The sequence below is a fragment of the Arthrobacter parietis genome, from assembly GCF_039530425.1.
In the GTDB taxonomy this organism is placed as follows: Bacteria; Actinomycetota; Actinomycetes; order Actinomycetales; family Micrococcaceae; genus Arthrobacter_D; species Arthrobacter_D parietis.
Map to the genome: position 1 here is coordinate 587,946 of NZ_BAAAON010000001.1, position 15,726 is coordinate 603,671.

18 protein-coding genes are annotated in these 15,726 nt (G+C 63.4%); 5 read left to right on the forward strand and 13 right to left on the reverse strand.

Annotation, left to right across the window (positions count from 1 at the left end):
- The 5 genes from ABFX19_RS02780 to ABFX19_RS02800 form a co-directional block, all read right to left on the reverse strand.
- Positions 1 to 1,068 (reverse strand): FecCD family ABC transporter permease, encoded by a 1,068-nt coding sequence (locus ABFX19_RS02780; protein ID WP_428831002.1) that lies wholly within the window; start codon positions 1,066 to 1,068, stop codon positions 1 to 3.
- Positions 1,065 to 2,105, reverse strand: a complete 1,041-nt coding sequence (locus tag ABFX19_RS02785; protein WP_346027370.1) for a FecCD family ABC transporter permease — start codon at positions 2,103 to 2,105, stop codon at positions 1,065 to 1,067. Before ABFX19_RS02785 ends, ABFX19_RS02780 begins: the two co-directional genes overlap by 4 nt.
- A 192-nt stretch (positions 2,106 to 2,297) precedes the next feature.
- A complete protein-coding gene (locus ABFX19_RS02790) occupies positions 2,298 to 3,293 on the reverse strand; it encodes a glutathione S-transferase family protein (protein WP_056544484.1) in 996 nt (331 codons plus the stop codon).
- Between the two features lie 9 nt (positions 3,294 to 3,302).
- Positions 3,303 to 3,731 (reverse strand): four-helix bundle copper-binding protein, encoded by a 429-nt coding sequence (locus ABFX19_RS02795; protein ID WP_056544487.1) that lies wholly within the window; start codon positions 3,729 to 3,731, stop codon positions 3,303 to 3,305.
- Complete coding sequence (locus ABFX19_RS02800) at positions 3,728 to 4,834, reverse strand: YihY/virulence factor BrkB family protein (protein ID WP_056544491.1); 1,107 nt, start codon at positions 4,832 to 4,834, stop codon at positions 3,728 to 3,730. The genes ABFX19_RS02795 and ABFX19_RS02800 overlap by 4 nt, the downstream gene beginning before the upstream one ends.
- A gap of 120 nt (positions 4,835 to 4,954) precedes the next feature.
- Between ABFX19_RS02800 and ABFX19_RS02805 the strand changes: the two genes are divergently transcribed.
- A complete protein-coding gene (locus tag ABFX19_RS02805; protein ID WP_346027371.1) occupies positions 4,955 to 5,989 on the forward strand; it encodes an NAD-dependent epimerase/dehydratase family protein in 1,035 nt (344 codons plus the stop codon).
- Positions 5,990 to 5,995: 6 nt separating this feature from the next.
- On the opposite strand, the gene ABFX19_RS02810 is transcribed toward ABFX19_RS02805, so the two are convergent.
- The 4 genes from ABFX19_RS02810 to ABFX19_RS02825 form a co-directional block, all read right to left on the reverse strand.
- A complete protein-coding gene (locus ABFX19_RS02810; RefSeq protein WP_346027372.1) occupies positions 5,996 to 6,400 on the reverse strand; it encodes a DUF7793 family protein in 405 nt (134 codons plus the stop codon).
- 38 nt (positions 6,401 to 6,438) lie between these two features.
- Positions 6,439 to 6,816, reverse strand: coding sequence for a DUF7793 family protein (locus ABFX19_RS02815; RefSeq protein WP_346027373.1), 378 nt, complete (start codon positions 6,814 to 6,816; stop codon positions 6,439 to 6,441).
- Between the two features lie 65 nt (positions 6,817 to 6,881).
- The gene (locus tag ABFX19_RS02820; RefSeq protein ID WP_346027374.1) at positions 6,882 to 8,081 is read right to left on the reverse strand and encodes a mechanosensitive ion channel family protein; all 1,200 of its coding nucleotides are present in this window, start codon (positions 8,079 to 8,081) and stop codon (positions 6,882 to 6,884) included.
- A gap of 90 nt (positions 8,082 to 8,171) precedes the next feature.
- Positions 8,172 to 9,002, reverse strand: coding sequence for a CPBP family glutamic-type intramembrane protease (locus ABFX19_RS02825; RefSeq protein ID WP_346027375.1), 831 nt, complete (start codon positions 9,000 to 9,002; stop codon positions 8,172 to 8,174).
- A 53-nt stretch (positions 9,003 to 9,055) separates the two neighbouring features.
- On the opposite strand from ABFX19_RS02825, the gene ABFX19_RS02830 reads away from it, so the two are divergent.
- From ABFX19_RS02830 to ABFX19_RS02845, 4 genes are all read left to right on the forward strand, one after another.
- Positions 9,056 to 10,369, forward strand: coding sequence for a DUF2252 domain-containing protein (locus ABFX19_RS02830; RefSeq protein ID WP_277357408.1), 1,314 nt, complete (start codon positions 9,056 to 9,058; stop codon positions 10,367 to 10,369).
- A gap of 42 nt (positions 10,370 to 10,411) precedes the next feature.
- Entirely contained in the window at positions 10,412 to 11,797 is a 1,386-nt protein-coding gene (locus tag ABFX19_RS02835) for a dihydrolipoyl dehydrogenase family protein (RefSeq protein ID WP_346027376.1), read from the forward strand.
- Positions 11,798 to 11,897: 100 nt separating this feature from the next.
- Positions 11,898 to 12,170 (forward strand): hypothetical protein, encoded by a 273-nt coding sequence (locus ABFX19_RS02840; RefSeq protein ID WP_277357410.1) that lies wholly within the window; start codon positions 11,898 to 11,900, stop codon positions 12,168 to 12,170.
- Complete coding sequence (locus ABFX19_RS02845) at positions 12,167 to 12,400, forward strand: DUF6480 family protein (protein ID WP_277357411.1); 234 nt, start codon at positions 12,167 to 12,169, stop codon at positions 12,398 to 12,400. The genes ABFX19_RS02840 and ABFX19_RS02845 overlap by 4 nt, the downstream gene beginning before the upstream one ends.
- A gap of 77 nt (positions 12,401 to 12,477) precedes the next feature.
- Here the strand turns inward: ABFX19_RS02845 and ABFX19_RS02850 are convergent, their stop codons facing one another.
- From ABFX19_RS02850 to ABFX19_RS02865, 4 genes are all read right to left on the reverse strand, one after another.
- A complete protein-coding gene (locus tag ABFX19_RS02850) occupies positions 12,478 to 12,783 on the reverse strand; it encodes a PRC-barrel domain-containing protein (protein ID WP_056544521.1) in 306 nt (101 codons plus the stop codon).
- A 181-nt stretch (positions 12,784 to 12,964) separates the two neighbouring features.
- Complete coding sequence (locus ABFX19_RS02855; RefSeq protein WP_346027377.1) at positions 12,965 to 14,023, reverse strand: iron-siderophore ABC transporter substrate-binding protein; 1,059 nt, start codon at positions 14,021 to 14,023, stop codon at positions 12,965 to 12,967.
- A 118-nt stretch (positions 14,024 to 14,141) separates the two neighbouring features.
- Positions 14,142 to 14,561, reverse strand: a complete 420-nt coding sequence (locus ABFX19_RS02860) for a ChaB family protein (protein WP_346027378.1) — start codon at positions 14,559 to 14,561, stop codon at positions 14,142 to 14,144.
- Positions 14,562 to 14,626: 65 nt separating this feature from the next.
- On the reverse strand, positions 14,627 to 15,613 hold the full coding sequence (locus ABFX19_RS02865) for an ATP-grasp domain-containing protein (protein ID WP_346028028.1): 987 nt from the start codon (positions 15,611 to 15,613) through the stop codon (positions 14,627 to 14,629).
- Between the last annotated feature and the right edge of the window lie 113 nt (positions 15,614 to 15,726).

Consider the following 15,726-nt stretch of genomic DNA (forward strand, 5'->3'; position numbering starts at 1 on the left):
TCAGCCTCCCTGGCCTGAGCGGTTGGATGTAGCGAGCAGCCAGAGGAGGAACGGGGCGCCGAGGACGCCCGTAATCACTCCGACCGGCAGGGAGACACCCGGAATCAGGTTGGCACCCAGGAAATCTCCCGCGAGGACAAGCACGGCCCCGACCAGCGCGGCAGTCACCAGCGGGCGGTAGCCGCCGAGGAAACGCCGCGCGATCGGACCGGAGAGGAACGCTATGAAGGCAACCGGTCCGGCTGCCGCCGTCGCAACCGCCGCCAGAAGTACGCCGGTGACAATGAGGGCCAGCCGTGAGCGCTCCACGTTCACGCCCAGGCCGGCTGCGGTGTCATCCCCCAGTTCCAGCCCGCGCAGCGAACGGGACAGTACGACGACGGCGGGCGTCAGGACCGCCAACGCAAGGAACAGTATGGTCACCCGGTCCCAGTTGCTCGAGTTGAGCGAGCCATTGAGCCACGTGAGTGCATCTGATGCAACCCTGATGTCGGTGCGCGTCAGCAGGAAGCTGACCACTGACTGCAGGACCGCTGAGAACCCGATACCCACCAGAATGAGCCGATAGCCGGCCACCGCGCCGCGCCGGGACAGGAAGTAGATGGCCAGGGCAACAGCGAGTGCTCCGGCCATCGCGAAACCGGACAGCACCAGGCCGGAAGCACCGAGGAACGCGATTGCGAAGACAGCTGACGCGCTGGCTCCGTAACTGATCCCGATGATGTCCGGGCTGGCGAGCGGGTTGCGCAGCATTGTCTGGAACACCGCACCGGCCACCCCGAAGGCGCCGCCGATCATGATGCCGATCAAAACACGCGGGATCCGGTTCTCCATCACGATGAAGCTGGCGCCCGGGATGTCGGCGCCTGCCACGATGCGGAAGAAGTCGGGGATGGTTACGGTGTAGCGGCCCAGCAGGAGCGTGACGGCGCTGAGGGCAACGACAAGGAATGCCAGTGCACCGATTTTCACCATGCGCCGGATGCGCAGGTGGCGGCGATTCGGGAGAACCAAAGTCTCGTTACCCGTACGTTCAGCGGTGGGGGTGGGGCGGGTGGCGAGGCTCATAGCTCGGCCATCTTCCGGCGCCGCACCAGCCAGATGAACACCGGAGCGCCGATGACAGCCGTGAGGATGCCAACCTGCACCTCGCCGGGCGGAAGGATGACGCGGCCAAGGATATCCGCGGACAACAGCAGAACCGGCGCCAGCATCATTGAGAAGGGCAGGATCCACCGGTAGTCAGGACCCGAGAACGAGCGCACCATGTGCGGGATGACCAGCCCGATGAAGCCGATCGGGCCGGCAGCCGCGGTAGCGGCTCCACAGAGTACGACGACGCCGAGTGCCGTGAGAGCGCGGGCTAGGGTGACGTTCTGGCCGAGTCCGCGGGCAATGTCATCGCCGAGGGACAGGCTGTTCAGGACCTTGCCGGTGAGCAGGGTGAGTATGAATCCAAACGCGAGGAACGGCAGCACCGGAACGATAACGTCCCAGCCTCGGCCGGCAACGGAACCCACCTGCCAGAACCGGAACGTATCGAAGGTCTGCTGGCTGGAGACCAGCACTGCATTGAGCAGAGAGACCATGCCCGCGGAGAGCGCTGCACCGGCGAGGGCCAGTTTCACGGGAGTGGCGCCGTCGCGTCCCAGGCTCGCGATCGCGTAGACGAGGACCGCGGCAACTGCGGCGCCGAGGAAGGCGAACCAGATGTAGCCGGTGAAGTTGGTGACGCCGAAGACGAAAATGCCGAGCACGACGGCGAGCGCTGCGCCGGAGTTGACGCCGAGGATACCGGGATCAGCGAGGGGGTTTCGGGCAACGCCCTGCATGGCTGCACCGGCCAGTCCGAGCGCGGCTCCGGCGAGCAGGCCCACGATGGTCCGCGGGATGCGGGAGGCCACCACGGCGTGGTCTCCGTTGGCAGGGTCGAAGGCGGTGAGTGCCTGCACCAGGGTTTCCATGCTGATCGGCCGGGCTCCGATCGCCAGGGACGCAGCACTGGCGACGACGAGGAGGACAATGGCAGCGATGAGCTTCGGGCCACGTGCTGATGTGCGCTGCGGGCGGAGAACGGCCGAGGAGGCAGGCGCATCGAGTGCCATGCATGCCTCCTTGAGCCAACACCTGAATTCGCCGGACGATCACCGGAACGGACTTAAGTAAGGCTAGCCTATGCATGGCTGGATTAGGAAACGGTTATGTTCCCTATTTCTGGAAACATAACCCGGAAATTTTGTGCAGCTCCGGTGAGCCCGACGGCTGCCGGACTCACCAGAGCTGCACAAAACTTCCTGTCAGGGAGCAGCGGTCGGCGCGGTTCCGCGCCCGAACGGGCTGCCGCCCAGGCGTTCGCGCTGGTGCTCGCTGTGCCAGTTCTCCAGGGAGGGACCCTTCGGCACGATCTGCGTGGGATTGATGTCCTCATGCACGATGTAATAGTGCTTCTTGATCTGCTCGAAGTCGATGGTGTCTCCGAAGCCCGGCGTCTGGAAGAGGTCCCGCGCGTATCCCCACAATGCGGACATCTCGGTCAGTTTGTTCCGGTTGCACTTGAAGTGCCCGTGATAGACCGGGTCGAAGCGCACCAGGGTGGTGAAGAGCCGCACATCGGCTTCGGTGATTGAATCGCCGACGAGGTAGCGCTGGTTGGTCAGACGCTCCTCAAGCCAGTCCAGCGCCGCGAAGAGACGGTCATAGGCATCGTTATACGCCTCCTGCGAGCCGGCGAAACCGCACCGGTACACGCCGTTGTTGACCTCGGTGAACACCCGCTTGTTGACGGTGTCGATCTCTTCACGCAGCTCCTCCGGGTAGAGCTCCGGAGCTCCCTCGCGGTGGTATTCCTTCCACTCAGTAGAGAAGTCCAGGGTGATCTGCGGGAAGTTATTGGTGACCACGGCGCCGGTAGGGACATCGACAATCGCGGGCACGGTAATGCCGCGCGGGTAATCCGGGTCCCGTTTGAAGTACGCCTCCTGGAGCCGCTCGATCCCGAGCACCGGATCCTTGCCGTCCGGATCAAGATCGAACGTCCAGGAGCGTTTGTCATGCGTAGGCCCGGGCGTTCCAAGCGAGATAGCTTCCTCGAGCCCGAGGAGCCGGCGCACGATGATTGCCCGGTTGGCCCAGGGGCAGGCGCGGGCGGCGATGAGCCGGTAACGGCCTGGTTCCACCGCAAAACCGTCGGCACCGTCCCGTGTGATCCGCGTTTCGATGTAGGCCGTATCCCGCTTGAATTCCTTGCCGGAGTCCACGTACGCGCCCTTCGTGCTGTGTTCGGATTCGCTCATGGTGCCACCCTAGTGGCTGGATTCGCCGCTGGAGCGCAGTTTCTCGAGCAGCGTCGAGCAGGCAGCTTCGCAGCGGCGGCAAGCCTCCGCGCAGATCTTGCAGTGATCGTGCATGGAGGCGTGCCGCTCGCATTCCTCGGCGCAGTTCCGGCAGGCCTGCAGGCACGCCTCGAGCAGCGGCGCCAGCACGGCGGGATGGTGGCCACCCTGGCGCTGGAGCATCCGGGCAGTGGCCAGGCAGATGTCAGCGCAATCCTGGTCCGTTCGGATGCAGTGCCGAAGGTCAGCAATACCCTCCTCGCCGAGACACGCGTCTGCACAGCTGCCGCAGGATGCCACACAGTCCAGGCATGCCTCAATGGCGATTGCGAGGTCTCCGGCCTCCAGATGCCCGGAGGGGTGCGGGTGGGCGATGATCATGTCTGCAATATGGGTCATGACTTACTCCTTGTCCGGGCATCACGATCGCGTCCGTACTTCTGGCGCAGTTCGCGTCCCTTGTCTACCAGTTCGATCTGCTTGTCGCGCTTCTTCTCCGCGGCCTTGGTGTCCCGCGGAGGAAGTTGCACTGTCTCTTCCGCCTCAATTCCCGCCTGCAGTTCGCGGCCGCGTTCCAGCTCGGCATCGAACTCCGCTCCGAAGAGCAGTGAGAGGTTCGCGAGCCACAGCCACAGCAGGAAGATGATGACGCCGGCAATGGCGCCGTAAGTCTCCTGGTAGCTGCCGAATCTGGACACGTAGAAGGAGAATCCGAACGTTGTGAGGGCAAGCACCAGAAGCGCGATGAGTGACCCGATACTCACCCATTTGAATTTGGGCTGCTGCAAGTTTGGCGTCGCGTAGTACAGCACCGCGATCATCAGCACTGCGAAAAACACCATGACCGGCCACTTGGCAATGTTCCAGATAGTCAGGGCTGTTGAGCCGAGACCGATTGCGCCGCCGATTGCTTCGGCCACCGGCCCGGAGAGGATCAGCAGCAGCGCCATCAGGACCACCAGGAGCAGTACGACGACGGTGATCAGCAGCATGACCGGACGCAGCTTCCAGAACGGGCGCCCTTCCTCAACCTCGTAGACCCGGTTCATTGCCCGCGAGAATGCGTTGACAAATCCCGAAGCCGACCACAGGGCGCCGAGAAGGCCGATGACGAACGTCAGGCCTGCGGTCTCCGACGAGGCCAACTGCGTAATGACGGGTTCAAGCGTGGTTTCGGCCTGCGACGAGACGTTCCCGAGAATGTTGAGCACGGTGTCCGTGGTGGTGCCGGCCTGTCCGAAGAACCCAAGGATGGAAACCAGCGCCAGCAACGCCGGGAAGATCGCCAGGACTGCGTAGTACGTCAGTGCAGCCGCTAGGTCCGTGCACTGGTCCTTGCCGAACTCGCTGACGGTCCGTTTGAAGACGTAGCCCCAGGCCGGCTTGGCAAGGTCAGTCGGTGCGTCCGGTTTTCGCGAGTCATCAGGGTGGGGGCTCGAGGCCGCCTTGGCTTGCGTGGCTTCCTCCGCCGAATCCGCTTTCGCGGGATCTTTAGTGGTCACGTTTCTACCTCCGGTTCAGAATTGCCTACACCAACCGAACCATAAGGATACTTACTATTGCAATAAGTGGTCGACCCTTTAGTGTGGGTTTCAGGCCGCACATCGATTGAAGGGTTCCACATGCGCATCGCTGTTATCGGGGCAACCGGCAACGTAGGGACGGCGCTCCTCCGCCGCCTTCAACAGGCCCGGCTGGAAAACCCGGACATTGAGCTGGTTGGCATCTCCCGGAGGAAGCCTTCGCAGGATCACGCTCCCTACGGCGGCGTCGAGTGGCACACGGCCGACGTCGGCACTGACGCCGGGCGCGCAAAGCTTACCGACGCGCTGAAGGGGACTGACGCCGTCGTACATCTTGCCTGGGCCATCCAGCCCAACCGGGATGAGGAGGCGATGCACCGCACCAATGTGACCGGCACGGAAAACGCGCTGCATGCAGCCGCGGATGCCGGCGTACGGCACTTCGTCTGCGCATCCTCGGTGGGGGCGTACAGCCCTGCGCGCAAGGATCAGGTGGTGACTGAAGATTGGCCCACCGGCGGTATCGCAACGTCCCACTACAGCCGGCACAAGGCCGAGCAGGAGGCCCTGCTGGACGCGTTCGAACGGGACTTTCCGGAGATTCCTGTGGCGAGGGTGCGTCCCGGCCTCATTTTCCAGGCCGACGCCGGCGAGGAAATCGGGCGGTACTTCCTGGGGCCGCTCATCCCGAAAGCCATACTCAACAAGCTGAGCCTGCCGGTGTTGCCGATTCCCTCGGAGCTTGTGTTCCAGGCGGTGCACGCGGCGGATATGGCCGACGCCTACTGGCGGATTGTTGACCAGCGGGCTTCGGGGCCCTTCAACATTGCTGCGAATCCTATCCTGACGCCGCGTCTGCTGGGCGGCCTGCTGGGCGCGAAGCGCGTGTTCGATCTGCCGGTCCCCGTGCTGCGTGCGGTGGTGGCGGCGTCCTGGGCGCTGCACATCCAGGCGACTGATCCCGGGTGGATCGACATGGCCTCGCAGGCTCCGGTCATGAACACTGACCGGGCGCGCACGCTGCTCGGCTGGGAGCCTTCGCGGTCCTCGGTTGCGGCGATGCGCGAGGTGATTGACGGTCTGGCAGGTGGCGTGGGAGTGCACGGCTCCCCCAGCCTGCGTCCCGGTGGCTGACGGGCCTTATCCTCCGCCAGCGCCGAAGCCGTCCTCACCCTCGGAGGTGAGCCACTCGATCGCCTCCGCCTCATCGGTGAAGTACTGGCTGGGCGTGGCAGCGCGATAGTTGAAAGCGGTCATCACACGCGCCACCTCATCCGTTCCGAGGACCGCCGTACGGCTGGAGCACGTTTCCTCCAGCAGGAGGTTCCGGGCCGGCGCGCTTATCCCGTCGACGAGGTCAATGTGCACAAGCAGCGGACGCCTGCAGGAGGGCGAGACTGCCTCCACGGCCGTCACGCTCGCCTGCACGTCCCGCAGTTCCATGACTATTCCGGGGTTCCAGCACAGCCGAAGGAACGCGCCCTCGTCCGTCAGCTCGAAGCGCAGGCCGGCGTCGCGCAGATTGTCGTTGGAAATCGGTGCCATGATTCGGTTGTCCCCCAGCATTCACTGTCCCCCAGCATTTACATTTCAGATGTGTAGTGTCCCGGTGTCAGCAGCCAGTCAAGCGCGGCTTCCGGGTCAGAGAAATAACGCGTGGGGTATCGCGGACGGTGAACGCCGTCGAAGAACGCGGCAATCAGCCGGTCTACCGCTGTTGGTCCAACCAGTGCCAGCGCAACCACGTTCAGGTGCTCAGCAAAGACAGTCTGCCCTGCGGCCTCCACCGAAACCATTGAGTTCAGGATCGCTAGCATCGGATCGCAGCGCCCCGGGTTCACTTCCTCCAGCCGCTGAACCAGATCCAGTGCATCCTGCTCGGTGACCGTGATGCCCTCGTTCCACTCCACGCGGACACAGCCGTTCTCGAGGGCAAGGGTGAAACGGCGGCCAGACTCCACTCCGTTCAACCCCTCCCGCGCTCAGGTGCTCCGGAGGCAAATGTATCCCACCTCACACGGCTGCGTCAGGATCCTGTGCGTGCCTCCCGCTCGTCGAGCACATCCTCGCCCGGTCCGCTGAAGTCCGCTCGTCTCTTCTCTGCCTCCGGGGAGCCGGTGAAGAGGCGGCCGTCGCTGGGGTGCTTGCCGGCGTCGTCGTTGGTTGCGCGGTTGCTGGTTGGCGCAGCCGATGACGACGGCGACACCGCCTCCCAGCGCTGGCGCGGCAGCGCGTCGGGGAACCGGCTCTGGAGGAAGCCGACCATCTGCTCACGGACCAGGCACTGCAGGTCCCACAAAGCTCCGCTGTCTGCCGCGCTCACCAGGATCCGGGCGCGGACCATGCCGTCCGTGGCCTTGGTGATCTGAAGGGTGCCGGTGCGGTTGTCCCACAGCTCGGATGCGTCGAGGATCTCGCGCAACCGGACACGCATATTCTCGATCGGCACGCGCCAGTCGAGGTCCAGCTCAACTGTTCCCAGCAGCTCGGAGCGCCGGCGCGTCCAGTTCTCGAACGGTGTGGAGGTGAAATAGGTGGAGGGAAGAATGAGGCGGCGTTCATCCCAGGACTGGACCACCACGTAGGTCATGGTGATCTCCTCGATTGTCCCCATCTCGCCTTCCACAAGAACCACATCCTCCACGCGGATCGCGTCCGTGAAGGCCAACTGCACTCCGGCGAACACGTTGCTCAGGGAGCTCTGGACGGCGAGCCCTGCGACGATCGAGATGAGACCGGCAGAGGCCAGAATTCCGGCTCCCAGCGCGCGGACCTCGTCGATGGTCAGGAGCACAGTGGCGAGCGTGAGGGTGATGATGACGGCAACTGCAACCCGCCGGGCGAGCATGATCTGCGTCTTGAGCCGCCGGGCACGCCGGTTATCGCGGCTGGAGTTTTCGTAGTGGCGCAACACCACCGTCTCGACGATCGAGAGCACCGTGACCAGCAGCCACGCGAGGGACACGATGAGCGCCAGCACCAGCGCGTAGTCCACGGGCGGGTACCAGGCGGTGTCCCGGGCGGTGGCGCCGAGGGCAATGCGGATGCCGAGAACCGCGAGTACAGCCTGCAGCGGAGCACGCGATTTCCGGCTGACCTCCTGAATCTGCGGCACTTTCCGAAGGGAACGTGTTGCCACCCGGCGCAGGATCCACCCCAGTACGACGGCGGCAAGTACCGCGCCCGCCACGGCCAGGAATGGGGTGAGCACCTCGAGAAAATCCATTCCCCTACCGTCTCAGATGTCCCCGGGGGTCAGTCCAATCCCGCTTCCACCTGTTGAGGACCGGACGGGCTGTTGAGGACTGGTCGGTACCTAGTAGAGGAAGATCGCAAACCACTCCCGGTTGTGCGCGTGCAGCAGTACGAGGAAGAGCACGAAATCGAACAGCAGGTGCACGCTCACGATGTAGCTCAGCGACTTCGTCTTCGAGAAGATCCACGCCTGAATGAGGGCGAACGGATAGATGAGGAACGGGCCCCACGAGTGGAAGCCCAACTCCCACAGGAACGAGGTGAACAGGACCGCCTGCAGGAGGTTGGCCTGCCAGTCGGGAAGATGACGGCGCAGCAGCGTGAACGCGGTGCAGATGAAGAACAGTTCATCCCAGATCCCCAGGACGTTGGTGCCGAGGAACAACCGCGCTATGGTTCCCGGGTCTGAGGCCGCCGGCCAGTTCTCGTAGACACCGGTTGGGATCATATAGACCGGCAGGAGCACATACCCGATAACGACGACGGCAAGCAGGTACCAGCGTTCCGTCCGGTTCCATTTTTGGCCCGTCAGGACCGGGAAGCGGATGGCGTGGTCCCTGAACACGAAGCGGGACAGCAGGTAGGGCACCGCGACGGCCAGGATCATGGCCGTACCCATGACGGCCATGTGGCTGAAGCTGATGTCGGTGGTGATGGGGACGGCGCTGATGATGACGAGACCGATGGCCAGCAGCAGCAGATCCCTGAAAAGGCTCTTGCCATGCTGTGCTTTGCCGCTGAAGTAGGCAGTTGCCAGCGCTGCAGCAAGTATCAGATAGCCGGGAATCCTCTGCTCGAGCGCGAAGATGAGGAAGCCGGATGCGGATACGAGCGCGGCTGCGACGACAGGAAGTACCCGGGGGCGCGCGTCAAGGCTCGCCGTGGTGATCATGGTTTGAGCTTACGCCTTGCCCCGCTGTCAGGGCGCACCCCTAGACTGTCGAAATGGTAGAGAACAGCGAACGCGAATCGCTCATCGCCGACACCCTGGTCGAGGCGTTCAAACCGTTGATGGAAGCGGACCCGCACGGCTTCCGGACCAAGTTCCGCAAGATGGCGGCTGATCCGTTCGCGTTCTACCGCGGCAGCGCCTGCCTGTTTTACGCGGACATGCGCGAGATGACGGATGAGTGGGCTGATGACAACACCAGCCGAATCTGGATTCACGGGGACCTTCACGCGGAGAACTTCGGCACCTACATGAGCAGTACGGGCCAGCTCACCTTCGACATCAACGACTTCGACGAGGCCTACCTCGGCCACTTCTCCTGGGACCTGCGCCGGTTCACAACCTCGCTGGCGCTGATGTGCTGGCAGAAGGCGCTTCCGGAGGAGGCCGTGCGCTCCCTGGCCCGCACGTACCTTTCCGCCTACCTCGACCAGGTGAAACATTACGACGACGCCGGGCAGGATGATTTCGCGCTTCACCTCGGCAACACCTCGGGCACCATTCACTCGGTGCTGCTTACGGCGCGCGCTTCGCGGCGCACCGATCTGCTCGACGCGATGACCTTCGTGGAAGACCACGAGCGCCACTTCCAGAACAACCGCAAGACCCGCAGGCTCGAGGAAGCGGAGCACGCCATGGTGGCGAAGGCGTTCGAGGAATACCTCAGCACCATTCCCGAAGACAAGCGGTCCCACAGGGAAATCTTCTACAACGTCAAGGACATCGTCGGCAGCTCGGGTTTCGGCATCGGCAGCGCAGGTTTGCCTGCGTACAACGTACTCATCGAGGGTTTCAACGAGGCCTTGGAAAACGACATCATCATCTCGATGAAACAGGGAAACAAGGCCGCGCCCAGCCGCATCGTCACGGATGATCGGGTACGCTCGTACTTCGAGCATGACGGCCACCGCACTGTCATCAGCCAGCGGGCCCTACAGGTCCACACCGACACGTTCCTCGGCTATACCACCGTGGACGGCGTCGGGTTTGTGGTTGATGAGCTCTCCCCCTACAAGGCGGACCTGCGTTGGGATAACCTCACCGAGCCGGACGAGATTGAGCCAGTGCTCGTGGATTTGGGCAGGGCCACCGCCAAGGTGCACTGCGCCTCGGACGAGGACAGCGACCAGGACCTGGTGGACTTCCAGACGGAACGGGCCATCATGCAGGTAATCGAGGGGCGCCGTGAGGAGTTTATCGAGGACATCCTGACGTTCTCCCTCGACTATGCGCGGACGGTCCGTGATGATCACGCGCTCTTCGTCGATGCGTTCCGGGAAAACCGCATTCCGGGCGTTCCGTCCACCTGAGGGATTGTCTGCGCGAAAAGTTGCGGTCAGGAAGAGGTCGTTATGGATTTCGATGTACTGGTGATCGGGGCCGGCCCCGCGGGCATGGCGGCAGCAACACGGGCGGCAGAGCTGGGAGCACGTACCGCCGTCGTCGAGCGTGCGCGGCTGGGCGGAACCTGCGTGAACTCGGGCTGCGTGCCCACGCGGGTGCTCGCGAAAACCGCCCGCCTGTACCGGGAAGTACGCACTGCGCGGGACTACGGGATTGTGGTGCATGAGCCCGCCGTGGACTGGCAGCAACTGATTCGCCGGGTCCGAACCACCGTGGACCGCGTTCTGGATGCCAAGGGCTACGGCGAGGCCATGCAGCAGCTGGACATCACGCTGCTGAAGGGTGAGGCGTCCTTCACCTCACCGCATGAGGTGTCGATTGACGGGCGCCCGGTCAGCGCCGCCTCTGTCATCCTGTGCGTGGGCGGAAGTGCACGACGACTTCCCATCCCGGGGGCTGAGCACGCGGTGCTTCCCTCCGACGTTCTCGACCTTCCCGAACTGCCGGACTCAGTCGCGATCATCGGCGGCGGTCATACCGGCGCGCAATTGGCCACCATCTTTGATGCCCTCGGCTCAAGGGTCACCCTGCTGGACCTTGCGCCGCGCATCCTCACCACCGAGGACCACGACGTCTCCACCGCCGTCACAGACGGCTTCCGTTCCCGCGGCGTCACCGTGGATGTCGGCATCGGCGGTGTGGACGGCATCAAAAAGCATGTCGACGGTGCCCTGGAAATCCGCTGGCAGGGAACCGGCGGCGCGCAGTCAGCACGCGTGGGAGCGGTCATCATGGCAGCCGGCTGGCCCGCGAACATCTCTGGTCTCGGGCTGGAGGCTGCGGGCGTCGCCACCGCCCGGGGAGCCATACCGGTGGACAACTACCTTCGGTCAAATGTGCCGCACGTCTTTGTTGCCGGTGACGCTAACGGAACCTCCATGCTGGTGCAGGCGGCAGTCTTCGAGGGTGAAACAGCTGCGGAGAACGCGGTCCTGGGCGCACACCGCACCACACCGCACCATCTGCTCCCTGAGGGAGGTTTCACGGATCCGGATTACGCGGGGGTGGGACTCACCGAGGCGATGGCCCGGGAGCGGGACGCCCAGTGCGCCGTCGTCGTTGTTCCCTATGGCTCCGTGGAGCGTCCCATCATTGATGACCGGGAGCAGGGGTTCCTGAAACTGGTCACCGACAGGCACCGCGAGCTGATCCTTGGTGCGCACGCGGTGGGCGAGAATGCGGTAGAGGTCATTCAGGCCGTTGCATCCGCAATGGCGGCCGGTACTGATGTCGCCACGCTGGCCCGCGTGAAGTTCGCCTACCCTACCTACAGCTCAATCATTGGCCACGCTGCACGCAAGGCGGTGCGGGGAGCAGGGAAAGACTCCTGGTGACCCGACTGCTACTGTGGGACGAGCATCACTACAAAGCTTGCTTATCAACGGGCACCGGCAGAAAGCCGCAGCATCGTCACGAGGGCAGTCAGGAGTAGCCATGGGCAGCGCGGAGAAGAAGTTTTCAGTTACCGAGGAGTCGGACAGCAAGCACCCACAGGACTGGGGCCGGGCCATGGCCGTGGCAATCAGCCGTCTGGTGGAGTTGGCCCACGAGGCCGGGGATGTCGTAGAAGACGAGAACCTCTACGGGGAAGACCTGCACCTGTACCTCAGTGAAACCGAGGAGGGTGCAAACATCACGATGTCCTGGACCCCAAGGGCGTCGGCATCATCCGCATCGCCGGAACAGCCCGGGCAGGAGCTCGGATGAGCAGCCAGAATCCGGATCCGGAGAAAGACAAGGTCACCGGACTGGAGCCGGGCGGCGGCGTTCCGCCGGGTGAGACTCCTCCGGCAGAGGCGAGCACCGGTGGGCCGCAGGGTCACGAGGAAGGTGCACCCGGGAAGGCCGCGTCCCGCATCTGGCTGGTGCTGATCGGTATCTTCGTTTTGCTCGGCCTGCTGTTCTTTGTCGGTTATATCGTCGGGCTGTTTGACTAGGCCTGTTCGGTCAGGCGCTCTATTCCACAGCGAAGCGGCCGAAACCCATGGGGGACGGCCGCTTCACTGTTGCAATCTCAGACCCGGTAGTAGTCCCGCAGGGAAGCCTCCTGGTCAGCGGTCAGGCCTTCCTCTACCGTGAAATCCGGTGAATCCTTGATGGCATCCTTGGACACCGCGACATAAAGGTTCTCGCCATCAATCCGGGCGCCTGCGAGCGGCACGAAGTGCTCCCGCGTGTTCAAAAGACCGAGACCAACAGTCACCCAGGCCGGCTCGTTCGAGAGCCCGTCGAGATGCACCTGGGTGACGTTCCCGAGTTTTTCTCCGCTGGCATCCCATGCCGTGGCGGCCTGCAGTTCTTCCAGTTCCAGGTTGTCCATGATGCCTCCGAGCTTCGATGAGAAGTACCCTGACCATTCCAGTGCATGAGGCTCAGAAAGGCAACGATGGAGCTCTCGCTGGACCTACGGAAAGGGCGCCCCACCGAAGTGGAACGCCCTTCCGCCGGCGCGTGCCGGCGTCGTACTGGTGTTGCCTGCCCTACTGGTGTTGCCTTGAGCGTTAGGCTGCTTCGGCGGCTTCTGCTGCTTCGTTGATCATCGGAAGCCACTTGTCCAGCGCCCAGACCAGGGACAGTGGGCTGGCGGCGGAGATGGACAGGGTGAGGGTGTTGTCGGCATCCGCGACGAGCGCGCCTGACTCCACAGCCGGAATCTGGCTCAGCAGCGGGTCTGCGAAGATTGCTTCCTTGGTGGCCTCGTCCGGAACCCAGGTCACGAAGATGTCGGACTCAAGCTCATCGGCACGCTCGGCTGACCAGGGAATGAAGAATTCCTCTCCGGTGGCGTTCTCTTCAACGACGCTGGCCATCTCCATTCCAATCTGGGTGAGGAAACGGGGGCGGTTGTCGCTGGCCGTGTAAATATTCACGCCCTCGGAGTTGGCCGGCTCCAGATTGCCGAAGATGAACGTCTTGCCGGCGATGGCTGGGTACTCGGCCGCGGCCTCGGCGATCTTGTCTTCGGTCTCGCTGACCAGCTGTTCAGCCTCTTCAGTCAGGCCAAGCGCCTTACCGATCATTGCGGTGGAATCCTGCCACGCGGTGCCGTAGGCAACCTCGGGGTAGGCAACAACGGGGGCAATCTCGCTCAGGGTGTTGTAATCCTCTTCGGTGAGACCGGAATAGGCCGCCAGGATGACATCGGGGTTGGTGGCAGCGATCTCGTCGAACGCAATTCCATCAGCCTCGGAGTACTGGACGGGCGCGCTCTCGGTACCGATGGCAGCGCCGAGCTCTTCCAGCTTGGCATCCTTCCACGGGACGGAGCCCTGCTCGTTTCCGCCGTACTCATTGACCGGCATTCCAACGGGCACCACGCCGAGCGCCAACGCAATATCATCATTGACCCAGGACACCGTTGCAACGCGTTCAGGCTTTTCCTCGAGAACGGTCTCACCAAAAGCGTGCCCGATGGTGACGGGGAAGGCATCAGCAGAGCCGGCCTCATTGGCTCCGGCTGCTTCCGAGCCGCCGCCTGCCGGACCGGTTGAGCATGCGGAGAGGGACAGTACCGCGATGGCTGCTGCGGCTATCAGACCGCGCACACGGGTGGGGGCCATGAGGGCTCCTTGACTTTCGAGACGGCGTGAAGGACCGTCGGAATGGTTACGAAAGTAAGGCTAGCCTACGCTTGGTGCTATTACGAAATGTTTGTGTTGCGTAATAGGCGCCTGGCCCTTAGTTCCGGGCTTTACGGGTCTCCCGCTCATTGGCCTTCTGGATGGCGTCGACCAGTTCATTCTTGGTCATGGTTGAGCGCTTGGGAATCTCAAGCTTTTTCGCAACCTCGTAGAGGTGCTCCTTGGTGGCATTGGCGTTCACCCCGCCGGCGGTTTCCTTCGCCGTTCCGCGACCGCCTTCCGCCTGCTCATCGGAGGGTCCCTTGGCGTCCTTCTGCTCCCAGTGGTCGCCAACCTTCTCATGGGTGTGTTTCAGGGCGCTGTACGCAGTGCGGTGCGCCCGTTCGCCGTCACCGTACTGTTCCTCCGCGGAATCGAGCGTCCGGGCATAGGTTTCCTGTGCCAACTTGTCCGACCGCTGCAGAGTGCTGGGCAGCTCGTTTGTCTTGACCTTGCCTGACTTCGTTACCTTCGGCATTGCTTTTCGCTCCTTCCATGGCGGGTGGGGCTCGCACTTTCGAGGCTACCGCTGAGCGCGCGCTTTTACACGAACGACCCTGCCGGCCCGGCTGCTACCTCCGCCAGGTACTTGGCGAGCGCATCTGGCGCTGAGCGCGGCGCTTCGGCCTCCACCAGTGCGTTGTAGTTGGTGTTGGTGTTCACGTCATAGGTCAGTACGCGCCCGTCTGCGGTTTCCATGAATTCGATTCCGCACACTTCGATGTTGTTCCGTCGGGCAAATTCGACGTACTTCTCTATGATCGGATGGTCGAAGTCACGGCGGAGGCTGAAGAGCTGCTGGCCGGCAACAGGTTCAATGGTGGCCCCCGGTGGCATGATCGGCTTTCCCGTGGCGGGATCAATGGCGCAGGCGTCCGCCGGGCAGAGCTGGAAACCGCCGCGGGCTGTATCCGCCTGAATCGCGTAGATGAACTCGCCGCCCACAATCTCCACACGCGTGATGATCGGTTCGGCTGCCTGGATGAATTCCTGGATCAGCGTGATGCCGTCCTGCGGCTCCTCGAATTCATCCGACACCACATACTCGGCCAGTTCGGCGTGGCTCTCGAATTTGCGGACTCCCAGGCCCTTCCCGCCCTGATTGTGTTTGGTGATGAAGGGGGCCTGGAAACCCTCCGCCGCGTCCAGGATTCGATCGCGTCCAATGGCCGCGACCGTCCGGGGCGTGTCGATGCCCGCCGCTTTCAACGCCGTCAACTGGTCTACCTTGCTCATCTCAAGCTCAAGGACCCGCCTGCCATTGATGGTCCGCCGGCCGTGAGCTTCGAGCCAGGACAGCACTGCCCGCGCATAGTCCTTGGACAAATCATGGTTCCGCGTATGCGCTGAAGCGCTGATGCGCGACCAGAAAATACCTTCCGGGGGCGTCGAGTCGAGGTCCAGCACGCCGTCGGTCAGCAGCCACTCCTCGAACTGGAGCCCCTCCTGCTCGAAGGCACGGGCAAACGGAGGAAACCACTCGGGGTTCTCGTGCAGGGCGTAGATCTTTGGAGCTTCCGACGTAGTCATGTTCGGTGCAACCTCTCTCTCGAAGGGGCTATTCCACCTCGCGCCTCCCACCTGGACCCCAAAAGCGCCGGGGAGTGGCACGATCGTGGGGACGTCCCCACGAATCTGCCACT

Excerpts from the sequence above, each read along its gene's own strand:
- ABFX19_RS02785 (WP_346027370.1), bottom strand. The coding sequence starts at position 2,105 with ATGGCACTCGATGCGCCTGCCTCCTCGGCCGTTCTCCGCCCGCAGCGC.
- ABFX19_RS02790 (WP_056544484.1), bottom strand. The coding sequence starts at position 3,293 with ATGAGCGAATCCGAACACAGCACGAAGGGCGCGTACGTGGACTCCGGC.
- ABFX19_RS02865 (WP_346028028.1), bottom strand. The coding sequence starts at position 15,613 with ATGACTACGTCGGAAGCTCCAAAGATCTACGCCCTGCACGAGAACCCC.
- ABFX19_RS02825 (WP_346027375.1), bottom strand. The coding sequence starts at position 9,002 with ATGATCACCACGGCGAGCCTTGACGCGCGCCCCCGGGTACTTCCTGTC.
- ABFX19_RS02860 (WP_346027378.1), bottom strand. The coding sequence starts at position 14,561 with ATGCCGAAGGTAACGAAGTCAGGCAAGGTCAAGACAAACGAGCTGCCC.
- ABFX19_RS02845 (WP_277357411.1), top strand. The coding sequence starts at position 12,167 with ATGAGCAGCCAGAATCCGGATCCGGAGAAAGACAAGGTCACCGGACTG.
- ABFX19_RS02835 (WP_346027376.1), top strand. The coding sequence starts at position 10,412 with ATGGATTTCGATGTACTGGTGATCGGGGCCGGCCCCGCGGGCATGGCG.
- ABFX19_RS02855 (WP_346027377.1), bottom strand. The coding sequence starts at position 14,023 with ATGGCCCCCACCCGTGTGCGCGGTCTGATAGCCGCAGCAGCCATCGCG.
- ABFX19_RS02840 (WP_277357410.1), top strand. The coding sequence starts at position 11,898 with ATGGGCAGCGCGGAGAAGAAGTTTTCAGTTACCGAGGAGTCGGACAGC.
- ABFX19_RS02850 (WP_056544521.1), bottom strand. The coding sequence starts at position 12,783 with ATGGACAACCTGGAACTGGAAGAACTGCAGGCCGCCACGGCATGGGAT.
- ABFX19_RS02820 (WP_346027374.1), bottom strand. The coding sequence starts at position 8,081 with ATGGATTTTCTCGAGGTGCTCACCCCATTCCTGGCCGTGGCGGGCGCG.
- ABFX19_RS02830 (WP_277357408.1), top strand. The coding sequence starts at position 9,056 with ATGGTAGAGAACAGCGAACGCGAATCGCTCATCGCCGACACCCTGGTC.
- ABFX19_RS02810 (WP_346027372.1), bottom strand. The coding sequence starts at position 6,400 with ATGGCACCGATTTCCAACGACAATCTGCGCGACGCCGGCCTGCGCTTC.
- ABFX19_RS02780 (WP_428831002.1), bottom strand. The coding sequence starts at position 1,068 with ATGAGCCTCGCCACCCGCCCCACCCCCACCGCTGAACGTACGGGTAAC.
- ABFX19_RS02805 (WP_346027371.1), top strand. The coding sequence starts at position 4,955 with ATGCGCATCGCTGTTATCGGGGCAACCGGCAACGTAGGGACGGCGCTC.
- ABFX19_RS02795 (WP_056544487.1), bottom strand. The coding sequence starts at position 3,731 with ATGACCCATATTGCAGACATGATCATCGCCCACCCGCACCCCTCCGGG.